The organism is Synechococcus elongatus PCC 11801 (genome assembly GCF_003846445.2).
Classification (GTDB): Bacteria; Cyanobacteriota; Cyanobacteriia; order Synechococcales; family Synechococcaceae; genus Synechococcus; species Synechococcus elongatus_A.
Genome location: NZ_CP030139.2, coordinates 155,401 through 171,036, shown reverse-complemented (window position 1 = coordinate 171,036; position 15,636 = coordinate 155,401). Strand labels below are relative to the sequence as shown.

Below are 15,636 nucleotides of genomic sequence, written 5' to 3'. Positions count from 1 at the left end.
CGGCTTGAGGCGATCGCGATCGCCCTGCCACAATAGCGGCCATGACCTATGAACTGCCCACTGCTGCTTGGCGCCGACCCCTTGGTCTGGGCTGGGATAAACCGTACACCGTTCGCTACGCCAGCAATCTAGATGATGGGCCTTGGCATGGTGCGCCACTGGGTGGGTTTGGTGCTGGATGTTGGGGGCGATCGCCGCGCGGTGATGTGACGCTCTGGCACTTGGATGGCGGCGAGCATTGGTATGGCAGCATCCCCGCCTGCCAGTTCGCGGTCTATGAAAGTGGCACGGGTGCCTACGCACTCAGTACTGAAGCGCCGACGGATGGCAGCCTCAGCCGTTGGAACTGGTATCCGGCTAGCACTCCCGAGCAATCGACCGGAGAATACAGTGCTCTCTATCCGCGCAGTCAGTTCAGCTATCAACAGGTCTTTCAGGCGGAGATTCACTGCCGTCAGTTCTCGCCCATCCTGCCCCATGACTATCAAGCGACCAGCTATCCTCTCGCGATTTTTCGCTGGCAGCTCCATAATCCCAGCGATCGCCCGCTGACGATCAGCCTTTTGCTGAGCTGGGAAAACCTCTGCGGCTGGTTCACCAACACCAACAAAGCGCCAGAGGTGGTCTATCGCGATGATGGCAGCCCCGTCTATGACTACGTTCCGGCTTGGGAACAGAGCGAAGGTAATCTCAACCAGCGAATTGAGGGTGAAGGCTGGCAGGGGCTGCTGCTCGATCAAACGCGATCGCAGGCACCCGAAGAAGGGGATGGCCAATGGGCGATCGCCGTTGCTGAAGCCGAAGGACTAGAGATTTTTCGCTGCGATCGCTGGAATCCAACTGGTGATGGATCAGAACTGTGGCAAACCTTTGCAGCTGACGGATCGATTCCCGATCGCCAAGATTCTTCAGCGGCGGTGGCAGGGGAACGACTGGCTGGGGCGATCGCAGTTCGGCTGACGTTGCAACCGGGAGAAAGTCGCGAAATTCCCTTCAGTATTGCTTGGGATTTACCAGTCACAGAATTCGCGGCGGGCGTGAAGTCCTTCCGGCGCTACACGGATTTCTTTGGTCGCGAGGGTCGCAATGCTGCCGCGATCGCGGCCACGGGACTACAGCACTACGCCGAGTGGGAAACGGCGATTGAAGCTTGGCAACAACCGATTCTCGATCGCGCGGATCTATCTGACACCTTCAAGCTGGGGCTGTTCAACGAACTCTACGACCTCTGCAGCGGCGGCAGTTTGTGGACAGCGGCGAGTGAAGCGGATCCAGTTGGCCAATTCGCCGTGCTGGAATGCCTCGACTACGCCTGGTACGAGAGTCTGGATGTACGGCTCTACGGCGCTTTTGGGCTGTTAATGCTCTGGCCAGAGCTTGAAAAAGCCGTGATGCGAGCTTTTGCGCGGGCGATTCCCCAAGCCGACGATCGCACGCGAGTGATTGGCTACTGGTTCACGATCGGGCAAGAGAGTCCGCTCGCCAAACGCAAGCTGGCCAATGCCACGCCCCACGACCTCGGCGCACCGAACGAGTCACCGTGGTTGCAGACCAACTACACCGGCTATCAGGACTGCAATCTCTGGAAGGATTTGGGCTGCGATTTTGTCCTGCAGGTTTGGCGCGATTACCAACTGACGGGAGCAAGCGATCGCCAATTCCTATTGGACTGCTGGCCGGCAGCTGTGGCAGCCCTGCGCTACCTCAAGGACTTTGACCTCGATGGCGACGGCATTCCCGAGAATAGCGGTGCGCCGGATCAGACTTTTGATGACTGGCGTTTGCAGGGCATCAGTGCCTACTGCGGTGGGCTATGGATTGCAGCGCTGGAATCAGCGATCGCGATCGCTGATGTTTTGGCACTGCCCAAAGATGATCGCGATCGCCAAGACTTCCAAACCTGGCTGACTCAGGCGCGATCGCTCTACCACGACACCCTCTGGAATGGTCGCTACTACCGACTCGACAGTGGCAGTGGTAGTGAAGTTGTGATGGCCGATCAACTCTGCGGTGACTTCTACAGTCGTTTGCTGAAACTACCGCCGGTTACTCCAATCGAAGCTGCGCAATCAACCGCTGATATTGTCTACGAAGCTTGCTTCCAGAAGTTTCATCAAGGGAAATTCGGCCTCGCCAATGGTTTGCTACCGGATGGCTCACCAGTAGATCCAAAAGGCACACACCCACTGGAAGTCTGGACAGGGATTAACTTCGGCATCGCAGCTTACTGGTTGCTGCTTGGTTACCGCGATCGCTGCTTTGAAGTAGCGGAAACAGTCGTGCGCCAGGTCTACGACAACGGTTTGCAATTCCGCACACCGGAAGCCATTACTGCCAACGATACTTTCCGCGCGAGTCACTACCTTCGGCCCATGGCGATCTGGGCTATATATGGCGTCTTGACCGACTTTGCACCAGTGGGATTAAACAGCAACAAGTCGGCTTAGCCACGCCTAATACCAGTTTGTTGGGCAACAAGTCCTGATTCCAACGCGATCGCACTTTAACTGGCGTTCCGGTCATGCACTTGGGCTTGTGCTGGAGTCAGCATGACTGGATTCACAACATTCTCACAACAGGCACAGCGCTGGGGAGCAGCCGACAATCAGCTAGACACAACTGAAGCGGAGCTTCTCACTGGCCTGATAGGCTGGCAACAGTCTGCCTGCCGAAGTCCCATGCAACCTGTCGATTACACCACGTTGGTCGCGGTCTGCCGGGAACTCCAAACAGCCGTTGTGCCGGCTCGGCTAGAACAGGTCTATCAACGCGATCGCCATAGCCTTTCCTTGGGTTTACGCACCTTCAGTGATCGCCCTTGGCTGTTGCTGTCGTGGCACCCTGAAGCCGCACGACTTCATTTAGATACGCCGCCGCCTCGCGATCCCGATACCTTTACCCTCAGCCAGCAGCTCCAAGCAGTGTTGAAGGGGTTTGCCCTGATTGACTTGCAACTACCGCAGCCTTGGGAGCGAATTGTTGCCCTCTCTTTTGGCGATCGCCCTGGCGATCCGCCGCGCTTTCAACTGCTGCTGGAAGTGATGGGCAAATACAGCAACCTCGTCCTGCTCAATGCCGATGGCGAAATTGTGACGGTGGCACATCAAGTTAGCGATCGCCAATCGCGGTTACGAACCGTACGGACGGGCGAACCCTACGAATGGCCGCCGGCGCTAACGACACAGATTCCCAATCTGGATGAACCTTTTGAACGCTGGCGCGATCGCCTGCAGTTGGTCCCGGGACGCCTCGATCGCCAGTTAATCCAGTGCTATCGCGGTCTCAGTAGTCGCCTAGTGCAGCAGCTCTGCCGACAGGCAGACTTGGATCCACAGCAGAATACAGCCGCGATCGCCCCGACAGGATGGCAGCAGTTGCATAGCGCTTGGCAAGACTGGCTGCGAGGCTTGCAGGGCACAACAGCATTTCAGCCGCAGTTGCAGGAGTCGGGCTATCGCCTGTTGCCCACAGGGCCAGACTCTGCCGATAGCGTCAACGCGGTGATTGCTACTTACTACGATCGCCAACTGCTTTCGCAACAGTTTCAGCAACTGCGCCAGCAACTCTCGCAACGATTGCAACAACAACAGCAGAAGCTACAGCAAAAACAACAGGACTTTCAGGGCCGCCTAGATGCCGCTGAAGATGCCGATCGCTGGCGACAGCAGGGCGATCTCTTGATGGCTTCTTTAGACCAGTGGCAGCCCGGACTAGAGTCCCTGAGTTTGCCGGACTTTGAGACGGGTGAACCCCAGCAGCTCCAGCTCGATCCGGCTTTGAATGCTGTGCAAAATGCTCAGCGTTTCTATCGTCGCCACCAAAAAGCCAAGCGATCGCGCCAGGCGGTTTTACCCCTGCTGGCGGAAGTAGAGGCCGAACTCCGCTACCTCGACAGCATTGCGGCGGCCTTAGCTCCCCTGCAAACAGCTCAAACCCGCGCTGACTGGCTCGCCTTGCAGGAGATTCGTGAGGAGCTGGCGCAACAGGGCTACTGGCCCTACAAAACTGATCGCCCTCGACCGACACGATCGCAGCCTGATTTTCTGCGTTACCAAAGCCCCAGCGGCTATGAGGTTTGGGTCGGGCGCAACAATCGCCAGAACGAAATTCTCACCTTCCAAAGCGCCACAGATTACGACCTCTGGTTTCACGCCCAAGAAATTCCCGGCAGTCATGTCCTGCTGCGCTTACCCGCAGGCGATCGCCCAGATCCGGCTGACCTCCAGTTCAGCGCCGATCTCGCAGCGCTCCACAGCCGAGCAGCTCAAGCGGATCAAGTCCCCGTCGTTTGGACTGAACCGCGTAATGTCTGGAAGCCCAAGGGAGCCCATCCGGGCATGGTGCTCTACCGACAAGAGCGGGTAGTTTGGGCACAACCCCAACAGCGGCGATCGCAACTCACCGATAACCTAGCGTTATCAACCGCTAAGTAATTATTCCTAAATCTCTATGGGCTGAAAACGTAGCCACGATTACATTTTTGTTACACTTGAACCATAAGGGTACTCCCAAGCTTTACAGGGGTTGTCTGCGGATTGGGACTGCAGAACAGCTACTAGCCTGTATCAACTTCATTCAATCAGCTAAGGTCAGCACAGGCTGGCCTTTTTGTTTGACCTGAATTGCTGAAATGCGAGCAGCAATCGAGACAGAACAAAATTGTCAGCGATCGCTGCGACCTTCCTGATCCCCCAACTCCCGCTCTCCGTTTTGTATCGGGAGAGGAGTTGAGAGGAGGAAAGCATTGTCTGGGTTGGACTGATAGATGCTCGATCAAGTCGCAACTAAGGCTTGATTCAGGCTGGCGCTACTGCCCTGAGTTCGTGTCAAAGTTTCCTTTGATCGCCCGCAGCCGTGTACTAAGGCTGGCGATCACATCGAGGGCAAAGACAGGCGAATTGTGGATCAGAAAGAGGAAGCGCTCACGATCAAGGGTCGCCAGTTTGCAATCCGTTGCAGCAATCGCGGTGGAAAACCGTTGGTGCTGATCTTGTGCGATCGCGCCTTCACCAAAGACATCCCCAGCCGAAATCCGCTCAAGCTCTTGATCGCCTCGTTTAAGAACGACTTCTCCTTCTAACAGCCCATACATCGTATTGCCTTCTTCCTCTGCGCTGAAGATGACGGACCCTGCAGGCACCAACAGGGGTTCCCCATGCTTCTGCCAAGCTTCCACAATTTCGGCAGGGCGAATACGAGGCATGACAGCATCTCCAATCAGCAACAGCTAGGCGTGGTACTCGCTGAGCATCACACCCTTTTCGACCTATAGCAGGCTTAGATTCAGAAGGGGTTAAGACGATGGGATTTAACTGCGATCGCAGAGCTGGCGATGACTGACTAGGCGCTGGAACCAACAGGATCGATCTCAGCAGTTCCCTCATTGCCGAGGATCTGTAAGCGTGTGAGATGCTCGTTCATCTCTTCATGGAAAATGTGCAGCTTGGCATCCAGGAGCGAGTCCAGACAGGACTGCTCTCCACCGCAGTCCGCAGCTGGGTCAGATGCATCCGCCACCAGCAAATCGCCCGGTTGACAGTTCAGCGCCTGGCAAAGGCGATCGAGTTCGTGAGCCGTTAGCGGCGGCATCAACCGCTGTTGGAGCCAGCCTTCGACCAAGGTTAGCGGCAGCCCCGTCACCTCAGCCAGAGACGCTGCATTGAAGCTGCGATCGCGTGCTAGCCGAGGGAGATTCCAGAGAATGGCCATGGTAGGTCCTCTTCTTGGCAGTCCGCCTTTCAGGGTGCCACGCAAAATCTGAATCGACCTGAAATGTCAGGATTTTTCCGCACACTGGAGTCTTCAATAGCCCCGAATTACCGACTCAACAACCGTGAGTGACATCGGTTTTTCAGCACGGAGCGACCCAAGGGCACGGTAGGCTGAAGGGTGCTTCTTTGCTCAAGATTGCCACCATGCGCCTTTCTCAGATGCTGTTTGTGACCCTCCGCGAGGATCCAGCCGAAGCGGAAATTCCCAGTCACAAATTGCTCTTGCGGGCGGGCTACATCCGCCGGATTGCCAGCGGTATCTATGCCTACCTACCGCTGATGTGGCGGGTGCTGCACAAGGTGTCGCAGATTGTGCGCGAAGAAATGGACGCCACCGGCGCACAGGAAACTTTGTTGCCGCAACTCCAGCCAGCGGAACTCTGGCAAGAGTCAGGCCGTTGGGAAACCTACACCAAAGCTGAGGGGATCATGTTCTCCTTGGACGATCGCCAGCAACGGCAGTTGGGCTTGGGGCCGACCCATGAGGAAGTGATCACGGCGGTGGCGCGGGATCTAATTCGTTCCTATCGCCAGCTACCCCAGAACCTCTATCAAATTCAGACGAAATTCCGGGATGAAATTCGGCCGCGCTTCGGTCTGATGCGGGGTCGCGAATTCATCATGAAGGACGCCTATTCCTTCCATGCCGATGAGGAGAGCCTGCGCCAAACCTACGCGACGATGGATCAGGCTTATCGCAATATTTTCCGGCGCTGTGGTCTGCAATTCCGTGCGGTTGAAGCGGATTCGGGGGCGATTGGCGGTTCCGCCTCACAGGAATTTATGATTCTGGCAGATGCGGGCGAAGACGAAATTCTCTACACGGAAGATGGGCGCTACGCTGCCAACGTCGAGAAAGCTGTCTCATTACCTGCAGAAGCGATCGCCTCTCCCTTCACGACCTTTGAAAAGCGAGAAACCGTCGGTACTGACACGATCGCTACTCTCTGTGAGTTCTTGCAAGCCGATCCAACGCAGGTAGTGAAGCAAGTTCTCTATCAAGCAGTCTTCGATAACGGCAAACTGCTGCCCATTCTGATCAGCATTCGTGGCGACCAAAGCGTCAACGAGGTCAAGCTGACCAATGAGCTGACCCGTCGCGCGGCGGACTACGGTGCTAAAACCGTGATTGCCCTGACAGTGCCAGATGCGGAAGCCCTGAAAAAATGGACAGCGGCTCCGTTGCCCCTCGGTTATCTCGGCCCGAATCTGGCGGATGCGGCGATCGCAATAAACGAGGGCGTCATTCCCAAGTTCCTGCGCTTGGTGGATGCGACAGCTGCCGATCTCCAGAACTTTGTGACGGGTGCCAACGAGATCAACTTCCATGTGGTTGGCGCCAATTGGGAAACGAATTTCCCGAAACCAGCGGTCGTAGATCTACGGACAGCCCTAGTCGGCGATCGCGCTCAACATGACCCCAGCCAAGTTTTGGAATCTGCTCGCGGAATTGAGGCCGGTCATATCTTCCAGTTGGGGCTGAAATACTCCCAAGCGATGGGGGCGACCTTTACGACGGAAAGTGGTGCCGAACAACCACTCTGGATGGGTTGCTATGGCATTGGGGTGTCGCGGGTGGCTCAAGCCGCAGTGGAGCAGTCCTACGACAAGGACGGCATCATTTGGCCGGTGGCGATCGCGCCCTATCAAGCGGTGGTGGTAATTCCCAACATCACCGATGCGGAGCAAGTCGCAGCGGCTGAGAAAATCTATGCGGAGCTGACGGCTGCGGGCATCGAAACGCTGCTCGACGATCGCGATGAACGGGCGGGCGTCAAATTCAAAGATGCGGACTTAATTGGTATTCCCTATCGAATCGTCACAGGGCGATCGCTCAAGGAAGGCAAGGTCGAGGTGGTGCAGCGGGCTAGCAAGGAATCGAGTGCGATCGCAGTGGAAGCGGTGGTCGAAACCTTGCAGGGTTGGATTGCAGAAGCGATCGCCTAAAGGCAGATAAGATCGCCTCCAGCCAAAATTAGTTTGGTAAGGCGATCTCATCGCTAGCAGAACGCTTACTACAGCAGACGACTCAACTCAGGGATGGTTTGCCACTCGCCACTCCGCTGCGACTGCCAGCAGAGATCAATCAACAACTGCGAGTACAGCCCTTCCCTGAGGCTGGGCGCTGTCATCTCACCACAGCGAATATCCGCCAGCCAGTGATCGACCACTCGGAGCACCGGCGCTAGGCGGCCATCGGCAAATTCCTGCGGGAATGCTAGTCGGCTTGGGATGCTCAACGCTTGCAGCTCCTGCCCAGCCGCAGCAAACCAAACCTGAAAGCCGTGGACGTAGTCCTTTTGATTGCTGCTGCCCAGAATGAGGGTGCCGCGATCGCCATAGACTTCCAGCCAGTGACCACGACCCTGACGGCAGACAGAACTCAGGCTGATTTGGCACGGAACGCCGTTGGCTAATTCCAACTGAATCAGATCCGTGTCGTCGGAATCGACAGGCTTTAACTGGCCATCACTGGGATCAGGTCGTTCTTGAATCGCAGTAAACAACCGAGCTTGCAACCGCCGAGCTGGACCCAATAACCACGCCAGGTAGTCAAAGCTGTGGCTGCCTAAAGCCCCAAGAGCTCCGCCCCCCTGCGATCGCTGAGCGTACCAATTCCAAGGGCGACTGGCATCAGCTCGGCTAGACATGAGCCAATCGAGTTTAACCAGCCAGGGCTGCCCGATCGCGCCTTCTGCTAGTAGTTCAGCCACATACTGCCAGGCCGGCACAAAGCGATATTCAAAGTCGAGCGTGACCGTCAAGCTTTGACTACTCGCCAGTTTCCAGAGAGCGCGGGCTTCTTCGACATTGAGGGTGGTCGGCTTTTCGAGCAGGACTGACTTCCCCGCCGAGAGCGCCGCCCAAGCCATGGAGTAGTGCAAAAACGGCGGGCTGGCGATCGTGACGGCTTCGATCGCGGGATCGGCCAGTAACGCTTCGAGATCGCTGTAGGCCGAGGGGATGCCAAATTGTTGGGCGATCGCAGCAGCTTGCTCCGGCCGGCGATGGTAAACCGCCTGCACCGTTGTTTCAGAATGGTGCTGCAGAGCTGGAATATGAACCTTCGCTCCAAACCCCGTTCCAAGCACCGCCACACGCAGTGGCTGACGGGCATCAAATGGGCGCATGGGGCTAATCAAAAGGGATGGGAGTGGGTCGGGTCGATGAAGCAGTCGTCGTCGATGCGCCACGACTGGCTAGCCACGATCGCCACGGCTCTTGTTGCGGCGATTGCTGAAGCACTGCACTGAGGAGTCCTGCCCCAAAAGCGATCGGATCTTTCTGAATCCGTTCCCACAGTGGTGTCAACTCATCCAAAGCCATCGCTCACCATCTAGCTGCATTCATGGCGTATGGTACCGCGATCGCCCTCCGCCCGTTCTGAAGCTTGGCCGGCCTAAGATCGCAGACCTCTCGCTGCCACGACAGTTCATTGAAGGACGCGCAGGTCTCGGTCCCAAGGGCTAGGGCAGCTCAATCCACTGGGTTTGTTCTGGCGTCAAGAGATAAGCCGACAAATGCGAAATGCGAGACAGAAAGGCGTAGCGCAAACGATGTCCCCCGTCGATCAAAACCGGTAACACGGTTTCCGGATGCTCCTGACGTGCTTGGGCGACAATCAAAGGCCGACTGAGGTCAAATTGCTCCAGGCCTTTGAGCGCGCGATCGATCCGTAGGTCATTGATGGAACGTCCCTGCGCCAGCCGGTTCTTGTCGCGGAAGGGACTGGGTTGTTCAGGATGGGGATAGTCGATGCCCTCAAAGCGCGCCATGGCGGGCACATGGATGTGATTCCGCAGGCAGGCAACCTGACCTTGAGCAATCAAAAACTTCGCCTTAGCAACACTCCAGACCCGGCGATAGAACCGAAACTGTTCATCACATTCGGGATAGGGGAGGCTTTGGCGAAAGCGCTCATATTCCTGCTCGCTGGGCAACCAGCAGGTGGGGGCGGTCAGTATGGGCATCGCGTTAGCCCTCAAAGTGCTTAACATCCAAAGCTAGGTCGGGACTGACTTTTAATTCGTAGCTGCGAATACTGTTTGCAAGCGCAGTCTCAACGTTGTTGCAAGTCTTATTCAAGTTTGTGGTGAGCACTGACTTCCCCTAATCTGTTGCAAGTTGGATCCGTGCGTGTTTCTGTCCGCTTCCCCCCCTTTGCATGACCTATTGCCTCGGCATCGTTACCCAAGCTGGCCTGATCATGGCGGCCGATTCTCGCACCAATGCGGGGATTGATTACATCTCGACCTATCAAAAGCTGTTTGACTTTTCGCTGGCGGGCGATCGCACCATCGTCATCTGTTGCTCGGGCAACTTGTCGATTACCCAAGCAGTTCTCAGCCAACTCCGCCGCGATTTGGCCGGGCATTCCGACCTCAATCTGCACACCCTGCCCACGATGTATGACTTGGCCCGCTATCTGGGGCAAAAAGTGCGGCAGCTGCAAGAGAGCGATCGCAACTGGTTGAAGCAGGATGGCATTGACTTCTACTGCAACTTCTTGCTGGGTGGCCAGATTCGGGGTGGGCCGATCGAGCTGTACTTGATCTACGGCCAAGGCAACTGCATCCACGCCACGCCCGAGACACCCTATCTCCAGATCGGCGAAACCAAGTACGGCAAGCCAATTCTCGATCGCACGATCAGTTTCGAGACCTCGCTGGACATGGCTGCCAAATGTGCCTTGATGTCCCTCGATTCCACCATGCGATCAAACCTCTCGGTGGGACCGCCCCTCAACCTCGCCCGCTACGAGCGCGACAGCTTCGTTGCACCGATGCTCGTGCAATTCCCTGCAGGGCATGAGTACCTCGTGGAAATGCGTCGCCGCTGGGAAATTTCCCTCAAGGATGCATTCATGCGGCTACCAGACATCGAATGGAGCCAACATCTGCCGCGATCGCTCAGTCCGACAAGCGAACCAGTACCACTTGATAGCTCAGAGTTGCGCTAATCCCAGGACCGTAGTAGCTGCCCTCAGTGGGGGCAGCTTGACTGGGCAGTGGCGCACTAGCGATCGCGATATGGGCTTCTGCCGTCGCCAAGCCGATGGTGGGATCGAAGCCACGCCAACCGGCACCAGGCAAGTAAACCTCAGCCCAAGCATGCAGATCAAACGTTTCTGCCTCTGGCCCGCCCCAATGGTAGCCACTGACAAAGCGACCGGCCAGACCCACAACCCGACAAACTTCGAGAAAGAGCACCGTCGTATCGCGGCAAGAGCCTTGACCCAGCGCAAGGGTTTGACCGGGCCAGCGAGGATCTCCAAAGGGTCGCTGGACATAGCGAATCCGTTCGTACAAATATTGGTTGAGCAGCAGCAGGAAGGACAGGGTGTCGTTCTTAGCCTGTTCGAGTAGCTGTTGGGCGAGGCGGACACAAGCCGGATCAAAGCCACCGGGCAAGAGGCTGCAGCGGTAGGGCGCTAGGCGATCGTGCTGGGACTGGGCTTCAGATCGCAGGGGTAAACGAATGGCCCAAGGTTCCAGCAGGAACTCAAAGGGGTTGTCGAGACAGGTCACCACTTCTGCAATCGCTTGCAGCTTGAAGTGATCGCTGGGGCGATCGAACCAAGCGCGCTGGCAGAGGTTACCATCCAACTCCTGCACCTCAAACAGGCGATTGGGCTGGGGATGAATTTGTAATTGGAAGGAGCGGAGTTGCTGGAAGTGATTGCCTCGAGGCTGGAGTCGAATCCAATGGGGCTGCAACTCCACCGGAGCATCGTAGCGATACTCAATCTGATGCTGAATGCGAAAGTGAGGCATTCGGTTAAGCCGCGATCGCGTCCAGCGTAAAGAACGTTTCAAAAATTTGCTGATCGACGTGGTTCATTTTCTGTTCCAAATCATCTAGAAATTCGTGCAGACCAATATCAAAAATTTCAGACATGGTTAGATAGCCAAGTTCAGCGCTCAGGCGTCCGATCGCTCGTTGTGCCAAGTTCGACCAAGTGCCTGCTGGCGTGCCACAAATCTTATGCAGTGAAGACTCGACGCGACCTAAGGAATGACGAATAGACCGGGGGAAAATCGGATTCAGGATTAAAAACTCCGCTACGCCCAAGGGGGTAATACGTCGTCTTCCCTGTTTGCGATACATTTCATAGGCACTGGCGGATCGCAATAAGGCAATCCACTGCAACTCATCGAGCAGTGTCCCCACATCCTGGGGTGAAGGGAGCAGGATGAAGTACTTAACATCCAAGATGCGTGCAGTTTTATCAGCTCGCTCCAACATCCGTCCGAGATGACCAAAGTGCCAGCCCTCATTGTGAGAGAGCGTCGCATCCATCACTCCTGCAAAGAGATGGCTCGCCATCTTAACCTCTTGGAAAAAGCGCGGGAGATCCACCTCATCAATCTGTTTAGAGGTGTCCTGAACCATCCAGTAAAACGAGTTAACCTGCTCCCACATTTCTGAGGAGATGATCTCGCGGATTGATCGTGCATTTTCCCGAGCAGCTGCTAGGCAACTCAAGATTGAATTGGGATAGTTGCGATCGAAGGTCAAAAATTTGAGTACATTTTCTTCTGTAGCTTCGCCATAGCGATCGCGGAATAGATCATGATCGCCAGTTGTAATAATCAGAGGTTCCCATTGCTGAGAAGTATTGGAACCAATATCCAGATTCAAGCTGAAGTTAACATCTACAAAACGAGCAATATTCTCAGCTCTCTCGATATAGCGATTCAGCCAATAGATTGAGTCAGCAACTCGGCTCAGCATCAGACAGCCTCCTAGGGTGTTATTGCACTTGAACTTGGGTAGAATTTAAATCTCCGGCATCAGTCAATACCCAAGTATCTTTGCTGCCGCCTCCTTGAGAGGAATTCACAACCAATGACCCTTTCCGCATGGCAACTCTTGTAAAGCCGCCAGGGGTTACATTGATCGTTTCGCCACAGAGAATATAAGGCCGTAGATCAACATGACAGCCGACTAGCTCACCATCAATTAATGTGGGCGATCGCGACAAGCTCAGAGTCTTCTGGGCAATGTAGTTACGCGGATTTTCCTGAATTAAGCGAGCAAATTTTTGACGCTCTTCTTCACTGGCCTGCGAACCAATTAACATGCCGTAGCCTCCGGACTCACCGGCTGCTTTGACCACGAGCTCATCGAGGTGATCCAGGACATAAGCCCGCTGGTCTTCTTCCCAACAGAGATAAGTCGGTACGTTATCCAAAATCGGATCTTCACCGAGGTAATAACGAATCATCGCCGGTACATAGGTGTAGATCACCTTATCGTCAGCAACTCCTGTCCCCAAGGCATTGGCGATCGCCACACGCCCCTGGCGATAGACTTCCAGCAAGCCCGGAATACCCAAGAGCGAATCTGGTCGGAATGCAAGTGGGTCAATAAAGTCATCATCAATCCGCCGATAAATGACATCCACCCGCTTCAGTCCACGGGTTGTCCGCATTTGTAAATAGCCATCAGCAATGACTAAATCCCGACCTTCAACTAACTCTGCACCCATTTTCTGGGCGAGATAGGCATGTTCAAAATAGGCTGAATTGTAGATGCCAGGACTGAGGACAACAACCGTTGGATTATCAACTTGATCCGGCGCTAAATGGAGCAGCGTATCTAGCAGATGTCCCGGATATTCATCAACCGGTAAAACCCCACCTCGGTTGAACACCTCAGGGAAGGTTCGCTTCATCACTTGGCGGTTTTCCAAGAAATAGGAAACACCAGAGGGACAGCGGACATTATCTTCAAGAACGTACCAAGCACCATCGCGATCGCGCACCATATCAATGCCAGCAATATGGCACCAAATTCCATGGGGTGGCTTTAGGCCAATACAGGGTTTAAGAAAACCATTTGCCGAAAGAATTAACTCCTCAGGAATCACCCGATCCTTGAGAATTTTTTGGTCGTTATATACATCTTGTAGAAAGCAGTTAAGCGCTGTAATTCGCTGCTTTAAGCCTCGCTCTAAGGGCCACCATTCAGTAGCATTCATTAAGCGCGGAATAATATCAAAGGGAATAATGCGCTCAATGCCGCCTTCTGCACCATAGACATTAAAGGTGGCACCCATTTTCATCAGGAAGTTTTGGGCAAGTTGCTGCCGACGCTGGATTTCTTCAACCGGTAGAGAATCCACCTTGCGCACTAGAAGCTCTGCTTCAGGCCGTGGTTGTCCAGCAGCAAGGAACAGCTCGTCGTAGAAGTCCCCCGGATCGTAGCTTTGAAAGAGCACGCCCGTCTCACCCCGTAAATGTCATGAAAGGACTATAGAAATCGCCTAGAGTCGACTTCTGTAGTTCGGGATACGGCAGGATCATCTTTCGGATTTGATTAAGATGCGACCGCATGTCGATGGATGGTGGCGATTCAGTCGGACTGGTGCTGTTCTCGGGTATAGCAACAGCAGGACAGCGATCCGCGATCGCTCAAATTGACACAGTTGCGAGATCCCTGTCTAAAATTTGGATCCCTGTGTGGTGCATCACAGAGGATCCGATAACTTTGCGGTCTAATGAAATCGAGTTCAATCGCCGACCTATGATGAACTTCCGCTTTCTGCAGCTGGGCAAATCCGTCGGTTCTTGCTTAATTCTGCAAGGGCTGTTACTGCTGCTCATTTCTAGCATTCTCAAGGTTGATCCCCTTCAGCCAGCGCATTACAACAGCACAAGTTTCTTTTGGGAAAACTGGGATGTTGATCAGCCGCAGCCCATTCCTCAAATGCCTTAAACCAAGGGCTGAAGTGTCTGGGCGATCGCAGTTTGTAAATGGGAGCGTGTCCGCTGATTTTCCGCAGGGCTCCCAACGGTAATTCGCAGTCCACCCGCCGTCTGACGCACGAGCGTTCCTTGGGCTTTCAACTGCGCTGCAAGGTCTGTGACCCGCAAGGAATCGTTCGCTTTCACAAAAAGAAAGTTAGCAGCGCTGGGCCAAACCTGAAGTTGGGGCAAGGCTTGCAGGTCATGATAGAGGCGATCGCGTTCCACCAGTAATTCAGGGATAGCAGACAGCAGCTGCGATCGCGATTGTAGGGCGAGGGTTGCCGCCAGTTGCGCCACAGTCGGCAGGTTATAGGGCAAGCGAATCGCTTCGAGGGCGGCGATCAGTTGAGGATCACCGACCCCATAGCCGACGCGATGCGCTGCCAGCCGCAGTGCCTTGGAAAAAGTCCGCGTAATCAGCCAGTTAGGGTGCTGAGGGAGCTCGGCTAGTAAAGTCTCACCGCTGAACTCGAAGTAGGCCTCATCAATCACCACGAGAATTTGCGGCGGCACTTGGCGCAGCCAGTCCATCTCGGCTTCCGTCAGCGGATTAGCCGTGGGTGAATTGGGATGAACGACGAAGCAGAGCCGAACCGGTACCCCTTCCGTTTGGGTAATAGCCTGCTCAGCCGCCACCAGATCCATCTCCCAAGTTTGGGGATCCCGCCCGACTCGAACCACCGGAATTCCCAGCGTTTCCGCCACAATCCCGTACATCGAGAAGGTGGGGTCTGCCACCAAGACCGATCCCTGTCCCCCAAGACAAGTGGCAATTAAGATCGAGCGAATGAGCTCATCAGAACCATTACCAACGGTCACATGTTCCAGCCCAGGTTCCCAGCAACCTTGGGTCTGCTCACCTAGGTAATCTGCGATCGCCTCCTTGAGATCTCGGTGGCTGCCGTCGGGATACCGGTTCGCTGCGATCGCTTCCACATAACGCTGAGCCAAGGTTTGCTTAAGGGCAATCGGCAAATCGTAGGGACATTCATTGGTATCAAGAATGTCCAGCGCGATCGCGTCGCCGCCCGGATTGGGGTGATAGGGCTGACAATTGGCAAGCTCAGGGCGGAGAAACGGCAGCATGGGGCAAGGGGGGTGAGGAGAGAGGC

General features: G+C 55.2%; 14 protein-coding genes. 5 read left to right on the top strand and 9 right to left on the bottom strand.

What is annotated here, in order from left to right:
* The first annotated feature begins 41 nt into the window (after positions 1-41).
* Positions 42-2,447, top strand: coding sequence for a GH116 family glycosyl hydrolase (locus DOP62_RS00890; protein ID WP_208673805.1), 2,406 nt, complete (start codon positions 42-44; stop codon positions 2,445-2,447).
* A 231-nt stretch (positions 2,448-2,678) separates the two neighbouring features.
* A complete protein-coding gene (locus DOP62_RS00885; RefSeq protein ID WP_208673804.1) occupies positions 2,679-4,433 on the top strand; it encodes an Rqc2 family fibronectin-binding protein in 1,755 nt (584 codons plus the stop codon).
* A 374-nt stretch (positions 4,434-4,807) separates the two neighbouring features.
* Here DOP62_RS00885 and DOP62_RS00880 read toward each other — a convergent pair whose 3' ends face one another.
* Together DOP62_RS00880 and DOP62_RS00875 are read right to left on the bottom strand one after the other, a co-directional pair.
* Positions 4,808-5,203: a cyclic nucleotide-binding domain-containing protein gene (locus DOP62_RS00880; RefSeq protein ID WP_208673803.1), complete on the bottom strand. Its 396-nt coding sequence runs from the start codon at positions 5,201-5,203 to the stop codon at positions 4,808-4,810.
* Between the two features lie 137 nt (positions 5,204-5,340).
* Positions 5,341-5,709, bottom strand: a complete 369-nt coding sequence (locus DOP62_RS00875; protein ID WP_208673801.1) for a helix-turn-helix domain-containing protein — start codon at positions 5,707-5,709, stop codon at positions 5,341-5,343.
* A gap of 206 nt (positions 5,710-5,915) precedes the next feature.
* Between DOP62_RS00875 and DOP62_RS00870 the strand changes: the two genes are divergently transcribed.
* A complete protein-coding gene (locus DOP62_RS00870; protein ID WP_208673799.1) occupies positions 5,916-7,718 on the top strand; it encodes a proline--tRNA ligase in 1,803 nt (600 codons plus the stop codon).
* A 68-nt stretch (positions 7,719-7,786) separates the two neighbouring features.
* Here the strand turns inward: DOP62_RS00870 and DOP62_RS00865 are convergent, their stop codons facing one another.
* From DOP62_RS00865 to DOP62_RS00855, 3 genes are all read right to left on the bottom strand, one after another.
* Positions 7,787-8,902, bottom strand: a complete 1,116-nt coding sequence (locus tag DOP62_RS00865; protein WP_208673797.1) for a Gfo/Idh/MocA family protein — start codon at positions 8,900-8,902, stop codon at positions 7,787-7,789.
* 4 nt (positions 8,903-8,906) lie between these two features.
* On the bottom strand, positions 8,907-9,098 hold the full coding sequence (locus DOP62_RS00860) for a hypothetical protein (protein WP_208673795.1): 192 nt from the start codon (positions 9,096-9,098) through the stop codon (positions 8,907-8,909).
* Between the two features lie 140 nt (positions 9,099-9,238).
* Positions 9,239-9,742, bottom strand: coding sequence for a hypothetical protein (locus DOP62_RS00855; protein WP_208673793.1), 504 nt, complete (start codon positions 9,740-9,742; stop codon positions 9,239-9,241).
* 194 nt (positions 9,743-9,936) lie between these two features.
* On the opposite strand from DOP62_RS00855, the gene DOP62_RS00850 reads away from it, so the two are divergent.
* Positions 9,937-10,731: a proteasome-type protease gene (locus tag DOP62_RS00850; protein ID WP_208673791.1), complete on the top strand. Its 795-nt coding sequence runs from the start codon at positions 9,937-9,939 to the stop codon at positions 10,729-10,731.
* Here DOP62_RS00850 and DOP62_RS00845 read toward each other — a convergent pair.
* The 3 genes from DOP62_RS00845 to DOP62_RS00835 are packed head-to-tail and all read right to left on the bottom strand — an operon-like array spanning position 10,682 to position 13,995.
* Positions 10,682-11,587: a transglutaminase family protein gene (locus DOP62_RS00845; protein ID WP_261789834.1), complete on the bottom strand. Its 906-nt coding sequence runs from the start codon at positions 11,585-11,587 to the stop codon at positions 10,682-10,684. The genes DOP62_RS00850 and DOP62_RS00845 overlap by 50 nt on opposite strands.
* The gene (locus DOP62_RS00840; protein WP_208673789.1) at positions 11,550-12,506 is read right to left on the bottom strand and encodes an alpha-E domain-containing protein; all 957 of its coding nucleotides are present in this window, start codon (positions 12,504-12,506) and stop codon (positions 11,550-11,552) included. The genes DOP62_RS00845 and DOP62_RS00840 overlap by 38 nt, the downstream gene beginning before the upstream one ends.
* A 19-nt stretch (positions 12,507-12,525) precedes the next feature.
* On the bottom strand, positions 12,526-13,995 hold the full coding sequence (locus DOP62_RS00835) for a circularly permuted type 2 ATP-grasp protein (RefSeq protein WP_208673787.1): 1,470 nt from the start codon (positions 13,993-13,995) through the stop codon (positions 12,526-12,528).
* A gap of 269 nt (positions 13,996-14,264) precedes the next feature.
* Here DOP62_RS00835 and DOP62_RS00830 point away from each other — a divergent pair, with 269 nt between their 5' ends.
* Positions 14,265-14,492 carry a hypothetical protein gene (locus DOP62_RS00830; RefSeq protein ID WP_338462093.1) on the top strand — a complete coding sequence of 76 codons (228 nt, stop codon included), beginning with the start codon at positions 14,265-14,267 and terminating at the stop codon, positions 14,490-14,492.
* On the opposite strand, the gene DOP62_RS00825 is transcribed toward DOP62_RS00830, so the two are convergent.
* Complete coding sequence (locus DOP62_RS00825; protein ID WP_208673784.1) at positions 14,489-15,610, bottom strand: histidinol-phosphate transaminase; 1,122 nt, start codon at positions 15,608-15,610, stop codon at positions 14,489-14,491. The genes DOP62_RS00830 and DOP62_RS00825 overlap by 4 nt on opposite strands.
* Between the last annotated feature and the right edge of the window lie 26 nt (positions 15,611-15,636).